The following is a 17,348-nucleotide window of genomic DNA, read 5'->3' on the forward strand; positions in this document are numbered from 1 at the left end:
CTTGATGAAATACGAATGCTCGCGAGTGACGCCTATGCGTTTGGGTTCTCGCTGGTCGATAACTACCGCATCCTTTACTCGTATTTCGAAAATCGCGACGATCCCGAGTACAAGGGGCCGTGGAATACGATCGTGAATGTGGGACGCGTCTACACGCCAAAAGATACGGCCATTCACACGCCAAATTCCGATACGCCGTATTCGTTCCTGGGCGCGGACCTGCGCACGGAGCCGCTGGTCCTGACGATGCCGCCGGTCGAGGGTGGCCGCTATTTTTCTGCGCAGTTTATCGACCTTTACACATTCAACTTTGCCTACGCCGGTACCCGCACCACAGGAAACGGAGGCGCGCGAATCATGCTGGCCGGGCCAGCATGGAACGGCGATACGCCCGATGGCATAGAAAAGGTGTTTCGTTGCGAGACCGAACTTGGCCTCGTGATGTACCGGACCCAGCTCTACGGCCCGGACGACCTTGAAGCGGTGAAAGAGGTGCAATCGGGATACACGGTGCAGAGCTTGTCGCAATACCTCGGCAGGCCCGCGCCGCCACCCGCGCCGCCCATCGTCTTTGCGAAACCGCTTTCCGCTCAGGAAGAACGCACGTCGCTCGAATTCTTCGCGTTGCTGAATTTCATCTTGCGTTTCTGCCCGACGCACCCTTCGGAGCGGGAACTGCTGGCGCGTTTCGAGAAACTGGGAATTGGCGCGGGCAGGACGTTCGATGCCAAGCGTCTGTCGCCGGAAGAGCGGCAGGCGATCGGCGACGGCATGGCGGATGCATGGAAAGCGGTCGCCGAGGTCCGCAGGCAATACGGTTCAACCGTGAATGTCGGCGACATCCTTGGCTCACGCGAGCATTTGAGGAATAACTACACATATCGGATGACGGCCACGGCAGCAGGCATCTATGGACATTCGGTGGAGGAGGCGTACTACCACGGGTATCTGATGGATGAGGCTGGAAAGCCGTACGACACCGGCAAACATCGCTACATGCTGAGATTCGAACCGGGGCAACTGCCGCCGGTCGACGCGTTCTGGTCCTTGACGCCGTATGAACTTCCGTCGCAGTTGCTGGTGGACAATCCGATCGGACGCTACCTTGTCAATTCGGCGATGCTGCCCGCGCTCAAGCGTGATCCCGACGGCGCCGTGACGATCTATATCCAGCATGAACGGCCCGCACATGATGAGGAATCCAACTGGCTGCCGGCCCCGAATGGCCCGCTGAAGATCGCGCTGCGGCTTTATCTGCCGAAGTCCGAGGTGCTGAGCGGCACATGGAAGCCGCCGGTGCTGCGGTTCCGATGACGTTTTCAGGGAAGCGGCCAGTGACGTTCCTCGATACCAGCGATAAGAGTGCAATCGTGACATTGCAGACAACTCAGCCTTCCGCATCGACGCACAGCATGGTGAATTCATCCACGCGCGGTGCAGAGATTGCTGAAGGCACATCGAACGTGGTGGCAGTGACGCTCGACAATTACATTCGGGCGGAAACCGACAAGTACTTCTGCGCGGTCGCGGGGCGGGGCGCTTTGGGCCGGTTCGTCCATCGTCGCGCGATGGTCGAGCTGGACAAACAGACCGTCGTGCGCCCCAACCGCGATACGCTCTATTCGACAGCGGTGTTCGACCTGGGTGCCGGCCCCGTCACGGTTACGCTGCCCGACGCGGGGGAGCATTACCTCTCGCTGCAGGTCATCGACGAGGACCACTACACGTACCCGTTGGTTTATGTTTCGGGCTCGCATACTTTCGACATCGAACAGTTGGGTACCCGTTACGTGCTCATGGGCGTTCGCATCCTTGCCAACCCCGACGATCCGGTCGACATGCGGCGCGCCCATGCCTTGCAGGATGCCATCGAGGTATCGCAGCGGGACGTCGGTAGCTTCGAAGTGCCGAATTGGGATCGGGCCGGATTGAAGACGATCCGCGACGCTTTGCTGGTGCTGGGTACGAGCCTGTCCGACACCCGCCGGATGTTCGGCACTCGGGAGCAGGTGCATCAGATACACCATCTGGTGGGAACGGCGATGGCCTGGGGCGGCATCCCCGAGCAAGACACGCTCTATTTGCCGATTACGCCAGCGTACAACGATGGCCATACCGTGTACCGCATGACCGTGGGAGAGGTGCCGGTCGACGGTTTCTGGTCCGTGAGTGTCTATAACGCCGATGGCTATTTCGAGCCGAACGGGCTGGAGGCTTATTCGGTGAACAACCTCACGGCGAAGCGGGGCAGCGACGGCACAGTGACGATCCAGTTCGGTGGCTGCGATGGAAGAACTCCAAACTGTCTGCCGACGATGCCCGGCTGGAATTATCTGGTTCGGTTGTATCGGCCGCGCGGGGCGGTGCTGCGCGGCGAATGGACTTTCCCGCTTGCGCAGCCGGTGTGCCAGGGCGATCGAAATTTTTCAACGATGCAACGGGAGCAGTGAGACGTGGGCAGGAATTTGTTTGACTTGACTGGAAAGATTGCGCTCGTGACCGGAGCGAGCCGCGGGATTGGCGAGGAGATTGCCAAACTGCTTGCGGAGCAGGGGGCGCACGTGATCGTGTCGAGCCGCAAGATTGCGGATTGTCAGGCGGTTGCCGATCGAATCGTGCAGGCGGGGGGGAGTGCCGAAGCGCTTGCCTGCCACGTCGGCAGGATGGAGGACATTGCCGGCGCGTTCGAGCATATTCGCAGCAGGCATGCGCGTCTGGACATCCTCGTGAACAACGCGGCAGCCAATCCCTATTTCGGGCACATCCTCGACACAGATCTCGCCGCCTACAACAAGACAGTCGAGGTCAATGTGCGCGGCTATTTCTTCATGTCGGTCGAAGCGGGCAAGATGATGAAGGAACAGGGTGGCGGGGCCATCGTCAATACGGCATCGATAAACGCACTGCAGCCGGGCGACAGACAGGGCATCTATTCGATCACCAAGGCGGCAGTCGTGAATATGACGAAAGCATTCGCAAAGGAGTGCGGATCGTTCGGCATTCGCGTGAATGCGCTGCTCCCCGGCCTCACGGAAACGAAGTTTGCGGGTGCGCTGTTCGAGAACAAGGACATCTACGAGCGTTGGCTGGCCGATATCCCGCTGCGCCGCCACGCACAACCGCGCGAGATGGCTGGCACGGTGCTGTATCTGGTGTCCGATGCGGCCAGCTATACGAATGGCGAGTGTGTCGTGGTGGACGGCGGCCTGACGATCTAACGGGAAAGCGTCGATGCCATCTGTGTCGATCTGGAGAAAACGTGCCTGAGCGTTCCGTTTTGCCGCTGCGGCGGAGCCGGCTTGTCGTAAGGGATGGGGTGGCGCTGCTCTCTCACCAGCACCCTTCGTCGCGCAACGCGCTGGGTGTCGCATTGCGCCGGGACTATCGGGACATGCTGGATTGGCTCGATGGTAGACGCGATATCGCGGCGCTCGTATTGACCGGTTCGGGCGGCAGCTTCTGTTCAGGCGCCGATCTGAAGGCAACGGAAGACAGCAGCACCGACGATTCCCGGCGGCCCGCGCCGATGGATGTACGGGCACTCGTGCTCGATATTCATGAATGGTTCGGGCGGCTTCGAGACCTCGAGATGCCCGTCATTGCGGCGGTGGAAGGGCCGGCTGCGGGCGCTGGATTCTCGCTCGCGCTGGCTGCCGACTTCGTCTTCGCGTCGCCTCGCGCGACATTCTGCATGTCGTTCGGGAAGATTGGATTGATTCCGGATCTGGCGGCGCTATATCAGCTTCCCCGGATCGTCGGGCTGTCCACAACGAAGGAGCTCGTCATGACCGCGCGCAGCATGAGCGCCGAGGAAGCGAAACAGCTCGGTATCGTGCATGCCATTCACGACGCCGACGATCTCGTGGAAGCGGCGTGCCGCTTCGCAGAGCGTTTCAGGGAGGCGTCGCGCGACGCGACGGGTATCGCGAAGCGGCTCCTCAACCGGAGCTTTGAAACGTCCTATCGAGAGTTCGCGGAGCTTGAGGCTGAAGGGCAGGCCGACGCGGCGGCCACGGCCTATTTCGCGGAAGCCATCGCTGCGTTCGTTACCGGCAGACCGCGACGGTTCGACTGGGACCGTATGTGACGCTTCCCGGGCCAATGAAAGTGGCTGGAAGCGTCATTTGATCAGATCCTGTTTGCGCGCCCATATCATCGCGTCGTACCGGCTCGACACGCCAAGCTTGGCGAAGATATTGCGCAGATTCCACTTTACCGTTTCGAGCGTAATGTTCAGCGCGAGCGCGATGCGCTTGTTCGACATGGCCTGCGCGACCAGGCCCAGAATTTCCACTTCGCGCTGGGTCAACTGCGGCTGCAGCTTTGACGCGCCGCCACGGCCCGGCGCGCCTGCAAGGCCGTCCCGGACGACGCTATCGGGAAACTTGTCGAGCAGCATGCTCGCGTACTGAAGGACCGCGCCCTCGAGTTTGCGTTCGCGCACCATCCTTGCGAGCAGTTTGCCCGCTGCCGCACCTTCGTCCACGAAGGTGCGCACGAGGCCCAGGTGTTGAGCGGCCTCGACCGCGCGTGACAGACAGAACCTGGCATCGGAGTCGTTTTTTTGCTCCGCGAAGATCGTCGCCGAGAGCAGATCGGCGAGCGCCGCCAGGCGCCCGCGCCCAAACTCCACGGCGTGGCTTCGCGTGACCTGCAGCGCCCGCAGCGCCTCCTCGGGCTGATCGTGGCACAACACGCGCGCGCGAGCCAGCGCGACGACAGCGGGAATTTCCGCACGGTAGCCCTGCTCCGCAGGATGCGCCTGCTCGATCTCGTCCAGCAGTCCCAGGGTATCCCGTGCACGCGCATGGTCGCGCTTGAGCAGCAGGATCTTGATCTGCTCGGCGAGCATGTGCGCGACCGCCCGGATCTGGCGCATGCTGCGCAGATGCGCAGTCTGCTGCTCGAGGAACGCGAGCGCCGCCTCCGGGCTTTCCTGCAGCAAATCGAGGCGCGCGCGGCACAGCGATGCGCGAATCATCACGTCGGGGCCTGAAGACTGGAGCAGCCCGCGGCGATTGGCGATGGTTTCGCGGGCATCGTCGATGCGATCGAGTTCGTACCAGGCGTCCGCGAGTACGCTCGCGCAGACGTTGGCACTGATCGAGTAGCGGCCTACGGCATGAACCGAACGCTCGAGCAGCGCGGCGCTTTCTCGCTGGGCCTCGCGTACGTTGCCTTCGAGCAGCATGCTGCTCGCGCGCGTCGCCTGCGCGACGAGCGCCATGTCATTGTCGCGGTCCGCAGGGGGAACCGGGTGGCGATCGAGCAGACGCTTCGCATCGGCGTACCGGCCCGCGGCGCCATAAGCCGCGCACAGCTCCGAGATCAGCAGGTATTGCAGGAACGGATTCTCGATCGGCTCGTTGAGCAGCGGTTCGAGCAGATCGATCATGTGCTGCGTGTCGTCATGCTGGAACGCAATGGCGGCATGTATCAATGGCAGACTGCGCGCGATCTCCGGGTAGGTGCTGAGTGCGTTGTCCTGCAGTTGCGCAAGCCAGGCTTTGGCTTTGGCCGGACGGGTCGTGAGCGCCACGGTCAGGCAGGCGATGAACAGCAGCCGCTGGTGCCTGAACAGTGTCTCCTCCGGCAACCGTTCGAGAAGGTGGAGCGTGGGGCTCAGGTATTCGAGACTCCATGTAGCGGGCGCCGCGCGCTCGATAACCGACGCGGCAAATTCCACGTCTTCACCGGCACTCGCGTGGCGCACGGCCTCGGCGAGCAATCCGTGTCCGGCGTACCAGCGGCTCGCACGTCGATGCAGCTCGCACACGGCAGCCGGCTCCCGGCGCGCAAGACGGGTCGCGAGAAATTCGCCGAAGAGCGGATGAAAGCGATACCACGCAGTCCGGTCGTCGGAGTCGACGCGGATGATCAGCAGGTTTTCGTCTTCCATGCGCTGAAGCAGTTCAGCCGCGTGCTCCACGCCGGTGACCGCGTGCGCGAGCGAGGCGTTAAAGCGGCGCAGGATCGAGAGCGCTTCGGCGAATTCGGCCAGTTCTGCGGGGAGGTGAGCCATCACCTCCTCGCTCAGATACGTTTGCAGATCGCTCGAGCGCCAGACGAGGTCGCGCAGCATCGCGCGCGTCTCGGGCCGGTTCTTGAGCATGATGACGATGAGCTGGATGCATGACGGCCAGCCGCTTGTCAGCTCATGGATTAGCGTGAGTTCGTCCGCATTGATCTTGCCTGGCCCCAGGTTTTCGTCGACGAAGGTGCGCGTTTCGGCGAGATCGAAGGGCAGCCCGGCACTCTCGAGCTCAACCGTCTGGTCCATCATGCGCAGGCGGCTCAGGCTCAGCGGCGGCGTCACACGTGAGGCGATCACCAGATGCAGGTTGCCCGGCCCGTGGTCGAGCAGCTTTTGCATGAAGCGGTGCGCGAGCGGCGCTTCGACGTATTGGTAGTCGTCGATGAAAATGTACAGGTCCTTGGGCAGATCGATTGCGGCCTCGACGATGGCCGCAATCGATGCATCCATGGCCGCCGCGCTCGTGTTCTCGAGCGGCAGATCCATTTCGACAGCCATGCCCGCGCGCTGCATTGCAGCAAAGAGTGCGCTACAGAAGTCGATGTAGCTCTTGTCTTCGCCCGTGAGCGACAGCCACGCCACCTCCGCACCCGCCTTCAGGCACGCCTGGCGCCATTGCGCCAGCAGCGTCGTCTTGCCATAGCCCGCGCTGCCTGTGACGAGCGCGAGGCGGCAGTACTGCACGCGTTGCAACTGGGCGAGCAGATCCGCGCGCAGGACGTGCTTGGCGCCGATGCGCGGCGGCGAGAACTTGGTGGAAACCAGGTGTTTGGGGAAAGGCGTATTCAAGTCGTCACCCAGTCAGTGCGATGCGGCACGCGGTGCAGATTCATGTGCGGGAACGGTGCCCTTACGTTCGCAAATGCCGGCCCGAAATGCTCCCCCTCAGAACGAGGGGTGATTAATGAACTGGCGGAAATTAACTTACCACAACCGCAGCGTCAAGAACGTGCGTTCACGAATTCCGGAGGGGAAATGAGTTATTCGCAGGCAGTGGTAGGAGCGACGGGCTGGTTGACGATGGATCGTCCCGCCGCGATGAACAGCCTCAATCGCGAGATGGCAACGGGCCTGACCGCGCAGTTGAATGCATGGCGCAACGATGACTCGGTGCGGGTGGTGGTGCTGACCGGCAATGGTCGCGCCTTCTGTGCCGGCGCCGATCTGATCGAGGCCGCCGCGCCGACGCAGCCGGATCAGCGTGAGTTCCTCGAGCTGATCGTCGAATTCTTCGACACCTTGCGCGCGTTCCCGAAGCCGGTGATCGCGGCGGTCAATGGACTCGCGCTGGCGGGCGGCCTTGAAGTGGTGCTGGCGTGCGATGTGGTGCTTGCCGCCGAATCGGCGCGCCTCGGTGACGCGCATTCGAATTTTGGCGTGTTTCCCGGCGCCGGCGGTGCCGCGATTCTGCCGCGCAAGGTGCCGGCGAACGTCGCGCGTTATCTGCTGTTCACGGGCGATTCGATGAACGCGGCCGAACTCAAGGGCTACGGCCTCGTGAACGAGGTGCTTGCCGATGCAGAGCTCAAGACGCGCGCGCAGGCGCTGGCCGACAAGTTCTCGAAGAAGAGCCCGCTCGTGCTCGCGCGCATGAAGCGCGTGGCAGGCGAGGCGGCCGACAAGTCGGCGGCGGACGCGCTGCGCCATGAGCTGCTGGAGCTGCGTGACCACCAGCGCTCGTACGACATCAAGGAAGGGCTGCGCGCGTTTGCCGAGAAGCGCGAGCCGCAGTTCAAAGGTTGCTGAGATCAACACGAAGCAAAGGCATTGAAAATGGAAAAAATCTATATCGTTGGCGTGGGCATGACGCCTTTTGGCCGGCATCTCGACAAATCGGTCAAGCAATTGACGGGCTGGGCCGTCGAGGACGCACTCAAGGACGCGGGTTGCGAGCGCGACTGGATTCAGGCCGCTTACTTCGGCAACACGACGCAGGGGCACATGCAGGGCCAGCACATGATCCGCGGCCAGGTGGCCCTGATTCCGCTGGGCTTCGGCGGCATCCCGATCCACAACGTCGAAAGCGCGTGCGCGTCGGCCAGCAGCGCCTTTCACCTCGCGGTGACGCAGCTTCGCGCGGGCATGGCTGACGTCGTGCTCGCCGTCGGCGCGGAAAAGATGTACTCGAGCGACAAGGCGCGCATGTTCTCGGTGTTCGACTCCGCATGGGACGTCGAGACGGCCGAGGCCAACGCGGCGAAGATGGTCGAACTGGGCAAGGGAGTGAGCGTGCCGGACGGCACCCAGTCCGACAAGCCCTATAGCGTGTTCATGGACGTGTACGCCGGAATCGGGCGCCAACTGATGTCGCGCTACGGCATCACACAGCGCCAGTTCGCCGCCGTATCCGCGAAGAACCATGGCCATTCCGTGCACAACGAGCGCTCCCAATACCGCAAGCCGATGTCGATCGAGGAGATTCTCGCCGCGCCGCCGATCACGTATCCGCTCACGCTGCCCATGTGCTCGCCAATTTCCGACGGCGCCGCCGCCGCGATCCTTTGCACGGAATCCGCGCTCAAGCGTTACGGCTTCAATCGCAGCCGCGCGGTGCGCGTGCTCGCGACGATCGTGCGCTCGGCATCGCAGCGCTCGGGTGACGATCTCGCGAACCACATCACGGTCCACGCGGCGAAGCTCGCGTATGAAGAAGCAGGCATCGGGCCCGAGGACATCAACGTGGCGGAGCTGCACGACGCATCGTCGATCGGAGAAATCGCGTTGTGCGAGAACCTCGGTCTGTGCAAGCCGGGTGAGAGCGGTGTGATGGCCGAGCGTGGCGAGAGCACGATCGGCGGCCGTCTGCCGATCAATCCATCGGGCGGCCTCGAATCGAAGGGCCATCCGATCGGTGCGACAGGCCTCGGCCAGATCTTCGAACTGGTCGAGCAATTGCGCGGCGAATGCGGCGCGCGCCAGGTGGACGGCGCCCGTTTCGCGATCCAGGGCAATGGCGGCGGGCTGTGGGGCGTCGAAGAAAGCATCGACCATATCGGCATTTTCGGCCGCGACTGACAAAGTAACGAAAACAGGAATACACACCATGTCGTATCAACTGCCCACTGAAGAGCAGACGCTGGCTGTCGAGAGCTTTCGCAAGTTCCTGCAGTCGGAAGTCAAGCCCGTCGCCCGCGAATATCGCGACCGTTTCATCCCGAAGGAAAAGATGCGCGAGCTCACCCAGCGCATCGCCGAGTTCGGCCTGCCTGGCTGCACCATCCCCGTGGAGTATGGCGGCATGGGCTGGTCGTTCACCACCCAGGGGATGCTGTTCGAGGAACTGGTGGCCTGCTCATGCGACATCGCGCTATGCGTGATGCTCAACATGGGGCTCACGTCGATGCTGTGCAACGCGCGCCCCGAAGTACGCGAACGCTACATGCCCGACGCGCTCGCCGGCAAGATCTTCGGCTCGATTGGCATCAGCGAGCCCGACGTCGGATCGAACGTCGCCGAGCTCAAGACGCGCGCCGTGCGCGACGGCGACCACTTCATCGTCAACGGCGAGAAGACGTGGATCACGAACGGCGTCTACTCGGACGTGCTGATTTGCACCGTGCGCGGCGAAAAGGGTCTTTCGCATATTCTCATCGACCGTAAGGAGCATGGCTACGAGTCGCGCAATATCGACAAGATCGCGCTTGGCTCGCAGTCGACGGCGCAGATCTTCATTACCGATGCGCGCGTGCCGGCGACCAACCTGATCGGCGAAGAAGGCGAAGGCCTGCGCAACACCATGAAGGTGTTCGAAAACGCACGCGCCCATGTGGGCACGCTATCGGTCGGCATCATGCGCGCCGCGCTGGAGGAGTCCATCGCCTATGCGAAGGAGCGCAAGCAGTTCGGCAAGGTGATTGCCGCGCACCAGCTCATCGCTGCGAAGATCGCGAATATGGCGATCATGGTGGACGCGGCACGTCTGATGTGCCAGCGCGTGTTCGGCCTGATCGACGCGGGCGTGCGCTGCGACCTGCAGGCTTCGATGGCAAAGGCTTTCGCGACGGAAGCGGCGGTGCAGGTTTGCCGCGACGCGGTGCAGCTGCACGGCGGAAACGGCATCACGAAGGAGTTCAACGTCGAGCGTCTGTTGCGCGAAGCGATCATCATCCCGATTCCCGACGGCACGACCGAGATCCAGCAGCTCATCATCTCGCGCGCGTTGACCGGGGTCGCTGCTTTCGTCTGATGGATCGATCGATGTCCGGCTTTGGATTTTGCCGGCCTGTGCAGTGGTTCTTCGCGTGCCTGCGCGAAGAACCTTTTTTATTTGCAGACGTACCGGCGGCACGACCGTGCCGGATGTCCACGCCGCCAGGAGGGCGCATGAGCCGTGACGATTCGATGATTCCGCAGTCTTCCAGCGCCGTCCTGCGTTATCCGTTTGCCACGACGCCTGCAGTTGGAGAGGCCATCGAGGTCGCGCCATCGGTGCTATGGATGCGCCTGTCCCTTCCTGTGGCGCTCGCACATATCAATGTCTGGGCCATCGAGGACGGTCACGGCTGGGCGATCGTCGATACGGGCTTGTGTTTGCCCGACTCGCCGCAGGTATGGGAGCAGTTGCTCGCGGGGCCGCTCGGCAATCGTCCCGTGACGCGCGTGCTGGTCACGCACCTGCATGCGGATCATGTGGGCATGGCGGGTTGGCTCACACGGCGTTTCGGCTGCCCGTTGTGGATGACGCGCGTCGAGTACCTGACGTGCCGCGCCAATGTGGCCGATATCGGGTGCGAAGCGCCGCTCGACGGCGTGCGCTTTTATCGCCACGCGGGCTGGGACGAGAGCGCGATCGAGGGTTACCGCAAGCGGTTTGGCCGGCACAGCCGCATGATTCACCCGCTGCCCGAGAGCTTCATCCGCCTCGAAGACGGCGCGAGCATCACAATCGGCGCTTTCGACTGGCAGGTAGTGGTTGGGCGCGGTCATACCCCGGAGCACGCATGCCTCTACAGCCCCGAGCTGGAACTCCTGATTTCTGGAGACCAGGTGCTGCCTCGCATCTCGTCGAACGTCTCGGTCCATCCGCTCGAGCCACACGCCGACCCACTGGCGGAATGGCTCGCGTCCATCGATAAACTTCGTGCGATGGTGCCCGCCGGCGTACTCGTGCTGCCGGCGCATAACGAGCCCTTTTTCGGCCTGCACGAGCGCCTCGCGCGGCTCGCGCAGGGTGTGTCGCGCAGCCTGGAGCGTCTGCGCGAAAAGCTCGCGAGGCCGCAGCGCGCCGTCGATGTGTTCGGCACCTTGTTCGCGCGCAGCATCGGCATGGATGATCCGACGACCATGACGCTGGCAACGGGAGAGGCACTGGCCTTTCTGAACTACCTCGTGAAGCGCGGCGAGGCGCGCTGCGACGTCGATGACGACGGCGTAGGGTGGTACGTCGCGAGTGCCGCGTGACAGATAAAGTCCGAGATAGAGTTCGGGATAAAGTCCGCCGATTCACGAAGGGGCGAACCGGCGGCAAGTGTGAGACGCGCCGCTTAGCTCACGCGGCGCCGTTTCTGGCCCCAGTATCTTTCGCGAATCTGGCGGCGCAGCACTTTGCCGACGACGCTTAGCGGCAGCGCCTCGACGAAAGCAATCGACTTGGGCGCCTTGAACCTGCCGATGCGCGCCTTCACGTAGGCGATCAACTCGTCCGTATCGATTGCCGCGTCGGCTTTCAGGACCACTTCCGCATGGACTGCCTCACCCCATTCGTCGTGCGGCACGCCCACGACCGCGGAAATCGCGACGGCCGGATGGGCGTTGAGCGCCGCCTCGACTTCGATGGCGTAAACATTGAATCCGCCCGTGATGATCATGTCCTTCTTCCGGTCGACGATGTACAGATAGCCTTCCTCGTCGAGGTAGCCGAGATCGCCTGACTTCCAGAATCCGTTGCTGAATTCGGCGGCCGTGCCTTCGGGATTGTTCAGATAGCCGACTATCGTGGACGCTGCGCGGATCCAGATCTCGCCGATGTCGCCAGCGGGCACCGGCATGCCGCGTTCGTCGACGACGAGCAGTTCGATACCGCATGCGATCCGCCCAGCGGAGGCGAGCCGCGCGGGCGTGGCTGCGGCGTGATCCGCCTTGTTGAGCGTCGCTACGGGCTGCAGGCATTCGGTCGATCCGTAGACCTGAACAAAAATGTTGCCGAAGCGCTCTTGCAGCGGCCCGAGTTTCGCCGGGCTCATCGGTGCGGCGCCGTAATGAATCGTGCGCAGCGACGAGAGATCGTGAGCGCTCGCTTCAGGCATGTCGAGCAGACGGTATAGCAGTGTCGGGACCAGCATCGCCATCGTGACGCGTTCGGCTTCGAGGTTGCGGCACCACTGGGCCAGATCCGGCGCGTTCTGGGTGACGGTGCAGCCCCCGCGAAAGAGGGTGGGAAGCATGCCGAGTCCCGAGCCGTGGCTGATCGGCGCCATATGCAGGAAACGCGTTTGCGCGTCGAAGACCTGTTCGCGTTCGAGATAATAGGAATCGCGGCAGGCGAGCCAGTTTGCGATCGTGTACTGTGCGCACTTGCCTTTGCCCGTCGTTCCGCCGGTGAAGCGATAAATGAGGACATCGCGCGCGGCGTCGCTTTCGATGCCAGGGTCCGCGTCGCTCACGCCGTCCAGCAGGTCCCAGAAGTAGTGCAGGCCTTCCCGCGCGGCTGGCAAGGGGTCCATGGCGACCACCGTCGCACCGAGCGAGCGCAACATCTCGAAGTAGGGATCGATGAGATCGTTTTCAAGGAAGACGACTTTCGGGCGCACGAATTCAGCCTGCCAGCGGTGCTCGTCGGCACTGTCGAGCCGGTTGGTCCAGGCGGCCGTCGCCTGGCCCTTGAGCGCTGTCCACGCATGCAGGAGCGACAGGTTGTCGTTTTCGAGGATGCACAGCCAGGTGTCGCCGCGCCGCAGGCCGAGACGCTCGCGCATCATGTTGACGACGCGGTTTGTGAGGCAATGGAGCTCGGAAAAGCTGTACCGGCGACCTCGTTCGACGTTCACGAGCGCTTCGCGCGCGCCGTAGCAGAGGGACAATTGTTCGACGGTTCGGGCAAAGTTGATGATCACAGCGTGCGTCTCCGCGGAGTAGGAAGGGATCTGCCGGTTCGCGGAATATAGGTGTGGGCGGCATGAGGATCGCCCCTCGTTTGGTGGGGGCGGGCAGACCCTGGGGTGATACCTGCGGGCACACGGCGCGCGCACCCCTTCAAAAGAGGGGTGCCGCCGATCGGGACGCTGCCTATGATGGTCCAGTGCCGGTCCGGCCGATCGGCGGACACAACAACTGAAGGAGAACGTATGACGCGCAAAGTCGTCGTCGCGGGCGTGGGCATGGTCCCGTTCCGCAAGCCGGGTGCCAGTGAAACCTATGATCTGATGGGCGCCGAGGCGGCGCGTCTCGCGCTGGCCGATGCCGGTGTCACCTACGAGGCGATCCAGCAGGCCTACGCATGCTTCATCTATGGCGATTCCACGGCGGGTCAGCGCGCGCTCTATCACGTCGGCATGACGCGCCTGCCGATCATCAACGTCAATAACAATTGCTCGACCGGTTCGACGGGGCTTTATCTCGCGCGCCAGGCCATCGAAGCGGGCGCGCTCGATATCGCTCTCGTGGTCGGGTTCGAGCAGATGAACCCCGGCGCGCTCGGCAGCTATTTCAACGACCGGCCGTTGCCCGCGGACCTCTTCATCAAACAATGCGACCGCCTGGGCGTGCCCGCCGACATTCCGCCGGCGCTGCGCATTTTCGGCGGAGCGGGTATGGAGCACATGAAGCGCTTCGGCACGCCGCTCGCGAGCTTCGCGAAGATTCGTGCGAAGGCAAGCCGCCATGCGGCCAACAACCCGCTCGCGGTATTCCGCAAGGTCGTGAGCGCCGAAGACGTGCTGGCCGACCAGGTGATGTGGCCGGGCGTGATGACGCGCTTGATGGCGTGCCCGCCCACATGCGGCGCGGCGGCGGCAGTGCTGTGCAGCGAGGACTACGCGCGCCGCCATGGACTCGATTCGCGAGTCTGGATCGCCGCGCAGGCGCTCACGACCGATGGCCCGGAATCGCTGGAAGGCGACGACCTGCGCGACGTGGCCGGCTTCGGCATGGCGAAGGACGCAGCGAAGCAGGTCTACGAGGCGGCCGGTATCGGCGCCGAGGATGTGAACGTAGTCGAACTGCACGACTGCTTCGCCCACAACGAACTGATCACCTACGAAGCGCTCGGCCTGTGCCCTGAAGGCGGTGCGGAGAAGTTCATTGACGACGGCGACAACACCTATGGCGGCCGCTACGTCGTCAACCCTTCGGGCGGCCTGCTCTCGAAGGGGCATCCGATTGGCGCGACGGGCCTCGCGCAATGCACGGAACTCGTCCAGCAACTGCGCGGCGCCGCGGGAGAGCGCCAGGTGGAGGGCGCACGCGTGGCGCTGCAGCACAACGTCGGTATCGGCGGTGCCTGCGTAGTCACGATGTATCGCAATTGAGGGGAGACGCCGATGGACTTTCAACCCGATACCGGGCTCGACTCGTTCCGTGAGGAGGTGCGCGCGTTCCTGCGCGAGCATCTGCCACGCGATCTCGCTGGCAAGCCGGTGGGCAGTGTTCGATCGATGCGGCCGGACCTCGTGCGCTGGCAAAAAATCCTGAATGCCAGAGGGTGGGGCGCACCTCACTGGGCACAACGCGATGGCGGCACCGGCTGGACCGTGTTGCAGCGACTTGTATTCGACGAAGAGTGCGTTGCGGCCGGCGCGCCGACCCAGGACGGCTTCGCCCAGAAGCTGCTTGGGCCGGTGCTCAACGAGTTCGCGACGCCCGAGCAGAAGGCCGAGCATGTGCCGCTCATTCTCAACGGCGAACGCCTTTGGTGCCAGGGCTTCTCGGAGCCCGGCTCGGGCTCGGACCTTGCCTCGCTGCGCACTCGCGCGGTGCGCGACGGCGACCACTACGTCGTCAATGGCCAGAAGATCTGGACGAGCTATGCGCACGAGTCCGACTGGATCTTCCTGCTCGTGCGCACCGACACGGAGGTGAAGAAGCAGGCCGGCATCAGCTTCCTGCTCGTCGACATGAAGACACCCGGCATCACCGTGCGTCCGATTCGCAGCATCGACGATTGCCATCATCTGAACGAGACGTTCTTCGACAACGTGCGCGTGCCGGTGGCGAACCGCATCGGCGCGGAGGGCGATGGCTGGAAGATCACGAAGTTTCTGCTCAACAACGAGCATGCAAGCGCAGCAGATTTGCCGATACTGCGCCGCTACCTGATCCAGCTGCGCGCGCTCGCAGCGACGCAACGGGTTGGGACGGCGCCTCTCATCGCACAGCCGGAATTCGCGTTGCGGCTGGCGCGCCTCGAGGCGGAGGTCACCGCGGTCGCGACGATGGTCAAGCGCGTCGCGGCGATGGAGCAGGATCACAGCCCGGCCGCTCACGCGATGGGCTCGATCCTCAAGGTGCGCGGCACCGAATTGCAGCAGCGCATGAGCGAATTGCTGGTGGAGACGCTCGGCGACTATGGCGCGCTAGCGTATCCGGAGCCGCACGACGATTGCTCGAACCCACCCATGCCGCTTCAGGACATCGGCCGCGGTATCGCGAACGAAATGTTCTTCCGCCGTGCGTCGACGATCTATGGCGGCACGAGCGAAGTCCAGCGCGGGATCATCGCCAGGATGCTGTTTCAACTCTGAGTCGCCGGATCAATCATGAACTTCAATCTCAATGCAGAGCAGCAACTGCTGCAGGACAGCGTCCGGCGCTTCGTCGACAGGGACTATGGCTTCGAGACGCGCACGGCGCTCCTGAAGGCCCGCACGACGTCATGCGACGCGCACTGGCGCACCTTCGCGGACAATGGCTGGCTGGCGGCCGCGTTGCCCGAGTCGTGCGGCGGACTCGGCGGCTCGCTGATCGACACGGTGCTGATTGCCCAGCAGCTCGGTCGCGCACTGGTGATCGAACCTTACCTCGGCTGCGCGGTGCTGGCGGCGCAAACGCTGCTTGCCGCCGGCACGCCGGCGCAGTGCGAGCAGTGGCTGCCGGCGCTGGCCGATGGCTCGAGCAAGTATGCGCTCGCCTATAGCGAGCCGCAGTCGCGCGGCTTCGCGGAGCCGGTGAATCTGGTTGCGAAGGCGACCCCCGAAGACTATGTGCTGAGCGGGACCAAGACGCTCGTGCTGGGCGGCGCCAACGCGGATCATTTCATTGTTTCGGCGCGCGCCTCGGACGCGGACGGCATCACCTTGCTGCGGGTTGCAGCCGACGCCGAGGGGCTCACGCGCCGCGTCCTGCCGCTGCACGACGGGAGCTTCGCCGCCGAACTGATTTTCGACGGCGTACGAGTGAGGCGCGAGGCCGTGCTCGGCGAACCGGGGCGCGGGCTGACGGCGCTCAGGCACGGACTCGCGCACGCAACGGCCGCGCTCGGGGCGGAACTGGTGGGCGCGATGGAAAAGGCCATCGAGATCACGGCTGAATATCTGAAGGTACGCAAGCAGTTCGGAGTCCAGATCGGCAGCTTCCAGGTGCTCCAGCATCGGCTCGCCGACATGGCTGCCGAGCTGGAGCTCGCGCGTTCGATGCTCTACGCGTTGCTCGCCTCGCTCGAAAACGACGACGAGCCCACCCGGCATCGCACCGTCTCGCAGGCCAAGTCGCTGATTGGCCGCGCGGCACGCTTCGTGTGCGGGCAGGCGATCCAGCTGCACGGCGGCATCGGCATGACGGAGGAATACCAGGTCGGCCACTACTATAAACGTGCGGTTGTCGCGGACGTGCTGTTCGGCAGCAGCGACCGGCATGACGCAGCCTGCGCGGCTCAGTTGCAGAAAGACCTGCTTCACAAGGAAAACCAGGCATGAAGAGTTTTGAAAAAATCGTCGATCTGCAGGCCTTTGTTGGCGAGTCGATCGGCACGAGCGAATGGCTGCAGATCGATCAGCAGCGTGTCAACCAGTTCGCCGACGCTACCTGGGATCATCAATGGATTCACGTAGACGTGGAGCGCGCCAAGGCGGGCCCGTTTGGCGGGACCATCGCGCATGGCTTCCTGACGCTGAGTCTGCTGCCCGCTTTCTTCGCGACGGCATATGAGGTCAAGGAGACGAAAAGCGGCATCAACTACGGGCTGGACAAGGTGCGCTTCATCGCGCCTGTGCCCGTGGGCAAACGTCTGCGCGCGCACTTCCGGCTCATGGAATGGACGGAAGTGAATCGCGGGGGCGCACAGATCAAGGTCGAAATGACGGTCGAATGCGAGGGCGTGGACAAGCCTGCCTGCATCGCGGAATCGATCGTGCGCCTCTTTCCCTGAACTTTCCGTATTGAC

The 17,348-nt window shown here is 63.4% G+C and carries 14 protein-coding genes; 12 read left to right on the forward strand and 2 right to left on the reverse strand.

The genetic code is table 11. The annotated features are described in order from the left end of the window. Window positions 1–15 precede the first annotated feature (15 nt). From P5W99_RS18460 to P5W99_RS18475, 4 genes are read left to right on the forward strand one after another with little or no spacing between them, the layout of a single operon-like run. Entirely contained in the window at window positions 16–1,314 is a 1,299-nt protein-coding gene (locus P5W99_RS18460) for a DUF1254 domain-containing protein (protein ID WP_421026613.1), read from the forward strand. Next, a complete protein-coding gene (locus tag P5W99_RS18465; RefSeq protein ID WP_434664186.1) occupies window positions 1,284–2,450 on the forward strand; it encodes a DUF1254 domain-containing protein in 1,167 nt (388 codons plus the stop codon). Before P5W99_RS18460 ends, P5W99_RS18465 begins: the two co-directional genes overlap by 31 nt. Before the next feature lie 3 nt (window positions 2,451–2,453). Continuing rightward, the gene (locus P5W99_RS18470; protein WP_421026615.1) at window positions 2,454–3,218 is read left to right on the forward strand and encodes an SDR family oxidoreductase; all 765 of its coding nucleotides are present in this window, start codon (window positions 2,454–2,456) and stop codon (window positions 3,216–3,218) included. 41 nt (window positions 3,219–3,259) lie between these two features. Further along, window positions 3,260–4,087, forward strand: a complete 828-nt coding sequence (locus tag P5W99_RS18475) for an enoyl-CoA hydratase/isomerase family protein (RefSeq protein ID WP_421026616.1) — start codon at window positions 3,260–3,262, stop codon at window positions 4,085–4,087. A gap of 33 nt (window positions 4,088–4,120) precedes the next feature. On the opposite strand, the gene P5W99_RS18480 is transcribed toward P5W99_RS18475, so the two are convergent. After that, window positions 4,121–6,823, reverse strand: a complete 2,703-nt coding sequence (locus P5W99_RS18480; RefSeq protein ID WP_421026617.1) for a LuxR C-terminal-related transcriptional regulator — start codon at window positions 6,821–6,823, stop codon at window positions 4,121–4,123. 186 nt (window positions 6,824–7,009) lie between these two features. On the opposite strand from P5W99_RS18480, the gene P5W99_RS18485 reads away from it, so the two are divergent. From P5W99_RS18485 to P5W99_RS18500, 4 genes are all read left to right on the forward strand, one after another. Then, window positions 7,010–7,780, forward strand: coding sequence for an enoyl-CoA hydratase/isomerase family protein (locus tag P5W99_RS18485; protein ID WP_421026618.1), 771 nt, complete (start codon window positions 7,010–7,012; stop codon window positions 7,778–7,780). A gap of 27 nt (window positions 7,781–7,807) precedes the next feature. Beyond that, entirely contained in the window at window positions 7,808–9,049 is a 1,242-nt protein-coding gene (locus tag P5W99_RS18490) for a thiolase family protein (RefSeq protein ID WP_421026619.1), read from the forward strand. Between the two features lie 28 nt (window positions 9,050–9,077). Beyond that, window positions 9,078–10,220, forward strand: coding sequence for an acyl-CoA dehydrogenase family protein (locus P5W99_RS18495; RefSeq protein ID WP_421026620.1), 1,143 nt, complete (start codon window positions 9,078–9,080; stop codon window positions 10,218–10,220). A gap of 137 nt (window positions 10,221–10,357) precedes the next feature. Continuing rightward, complete coding sequence (locus P5W99_RS18500; RefSeq protein ID WP_421026621.1) at window positions 10,358–11,434, forward strand: MBL fold metallo-hydrolase; 1,077 nt, start codon at window positions 10,358–10,360, stop codon at window positions 11,432–11,434. Between the two features lie 83 nt (window positions 11,435–11,517). Here P5W99_RS18500 and P5W99_RS18505 read toward each other — a convergent pair whose 3' ends face one another. Further along, window positions 11,518–13,086 (reverse strand): AMP-binding protein, encoded by a 1,569-nt coding sequence (locus P5W99_RS18505; protein WP_434664190.1) that lies wholly within the window; start codon window positions 13,084–13,086, stop codon window positions 11,518–11,520. 231 nt (window positions 13,087–13,317) lie between these two features. Here P5W99_RS18505 and P5W99_RS18510 point away from each other — a divergent pair, with 231 nt between their 5' ends. Genes P5W99_RS18510 through P5W99_RS18525 form a run of 4 tightly spaced genes read left to right on the forward strand, consistent with a single transcriptional unit; the run spans window position 13,318 to window position 17,333 of the window. After that, window positions 13,318–14,499: a lipid-transfer protein gene (locus P5W99_RS18510; protein WP_421026623.1), complete on the forward strand. Its 1,182-nt coding sequence runs from the start codon at window positions 13,318–13,320 to the stop codon at window positions 14,497–14,499. A 12-nt stretch (window positions 14,500–14,511) separates the two neighbouring features. Further along, window positions 14,512–15,711 carry an acyl-CoA dehydrogenase gene (locus P5W99_RS18515; protein ID WP_421026624.1) on the forward strand — a complete coding sequence of 400 codons (1,200 nt, stop codon included), beginning with the start codon at window positions 14,512–14,514 and terminating at the stop codon, window positions 15,709–15,711. A gap of 15 nt (window positions 15,712–15,726) precedes the next feature. Further along, a complete protein-coding gene (locus tag P5W99_RS18520; protein ID WP_421026625.1) occupies window positions 15,727–16,881 on the forward strand; it encodes an acyl-CoA dehydrogenase family protein in 1,155 nt (384 codons plus the stop codon). Then, window positions 16,878–17,333, forward strand: a complete 456-nt coding sequence (locus P5W99_RS18525) for a MaoC family dehydratase (RefSeq protein ID WP_421026626.1) — start codon at window positions 16,878–16,880, stop codon at window positions 17,331–17,333. Before P5W99_RS18520 ends, P5W99_RS18525 begins: the two co-directional genes overlap by 4 nt. Window positions 17,334–17,348: the final 15 nt, after the last annotated feature.

Origin of the sequence: Paraburkholderia sp. A3BS-1L, from assembly GCF_051125215.1 — a bacterium.
Taxonomy (GTDB): domain Bacteria; phylum Pseudomonadota; class Gammaproteobacteria; order Burkholderiales; family Burkholderiaceae; genus Paraburkholderia.

Coding starts and splice junctions, on each gene's coding strand:
- P5W99_RS18485 (WP_421026618.1), top strand. CDS start 7,010: ATGAGTTATTCGCAGGCAGTGGTAGGAGCGACGGGCTGGTTGACGATG.
- P5W99_RS18490 (WP_421026619.1), top strand. CDS start 7,808: ATGGAAAAAATCTATATCGTTGGCGTGGGCATGACGCCTTTTGGCCGG.
- P5W99_RS18465 (WP_434664186.1), top strand. CDS start 1,284: ATGGAAGCCGCCGGTGCTGCGGTTCCGATGACGTTTTCAGGGAAGCGG.
- P5W99_RS18525 (WP_421026626.1), top strand. CDS start 16,878: ATGAAGAGTTTTGAAAAAATCGTCGATCTGCAGGCCTTTGTTGGCGAG.
- P5W99_RS18520 (WP_421026625.1), top strand. CDS start 15,727: ATGAACTTCAATCTCAATGCAGAGCAGCAACTGCTGCAGGACAGCGTC.
- P5W99_RS18500 (WP_421026621.1), top strand. CDS start 10,358: ATGAGCCGTGACGATTCGATGATTCCGCAGTCTTCCAGCGCCGTCCTG.
- P5W99_RS18495 (WP_421026620.1), top strand. CDS start 9,078: ATGTCGTATCAACTGCCCACTGAAGAGCAGACGCTGGCTGTCGAGAGC.
- P5W99_RS18510 (WP_421026623.1), top strand. CDS start 13,318: ATGACGCGCAAAGTCGTCGTCGCGGGCGTGGGCATGGTCCCGTTCCGC.
- P5W99_RS18515 (WP_421026624.1), top strand. CDS start 14,512: ATGGACTTTCAACCCGATACCGGGCTCGACTCGTTCCGTGAGGAGGTG.
- P5W99_RS18460 (WP_421026613.1), top strand. CDS start 16: ATGCTCGCGAGTGACGCCTATGCGTTTGGGTTCTCGCTGGTCGATAAC.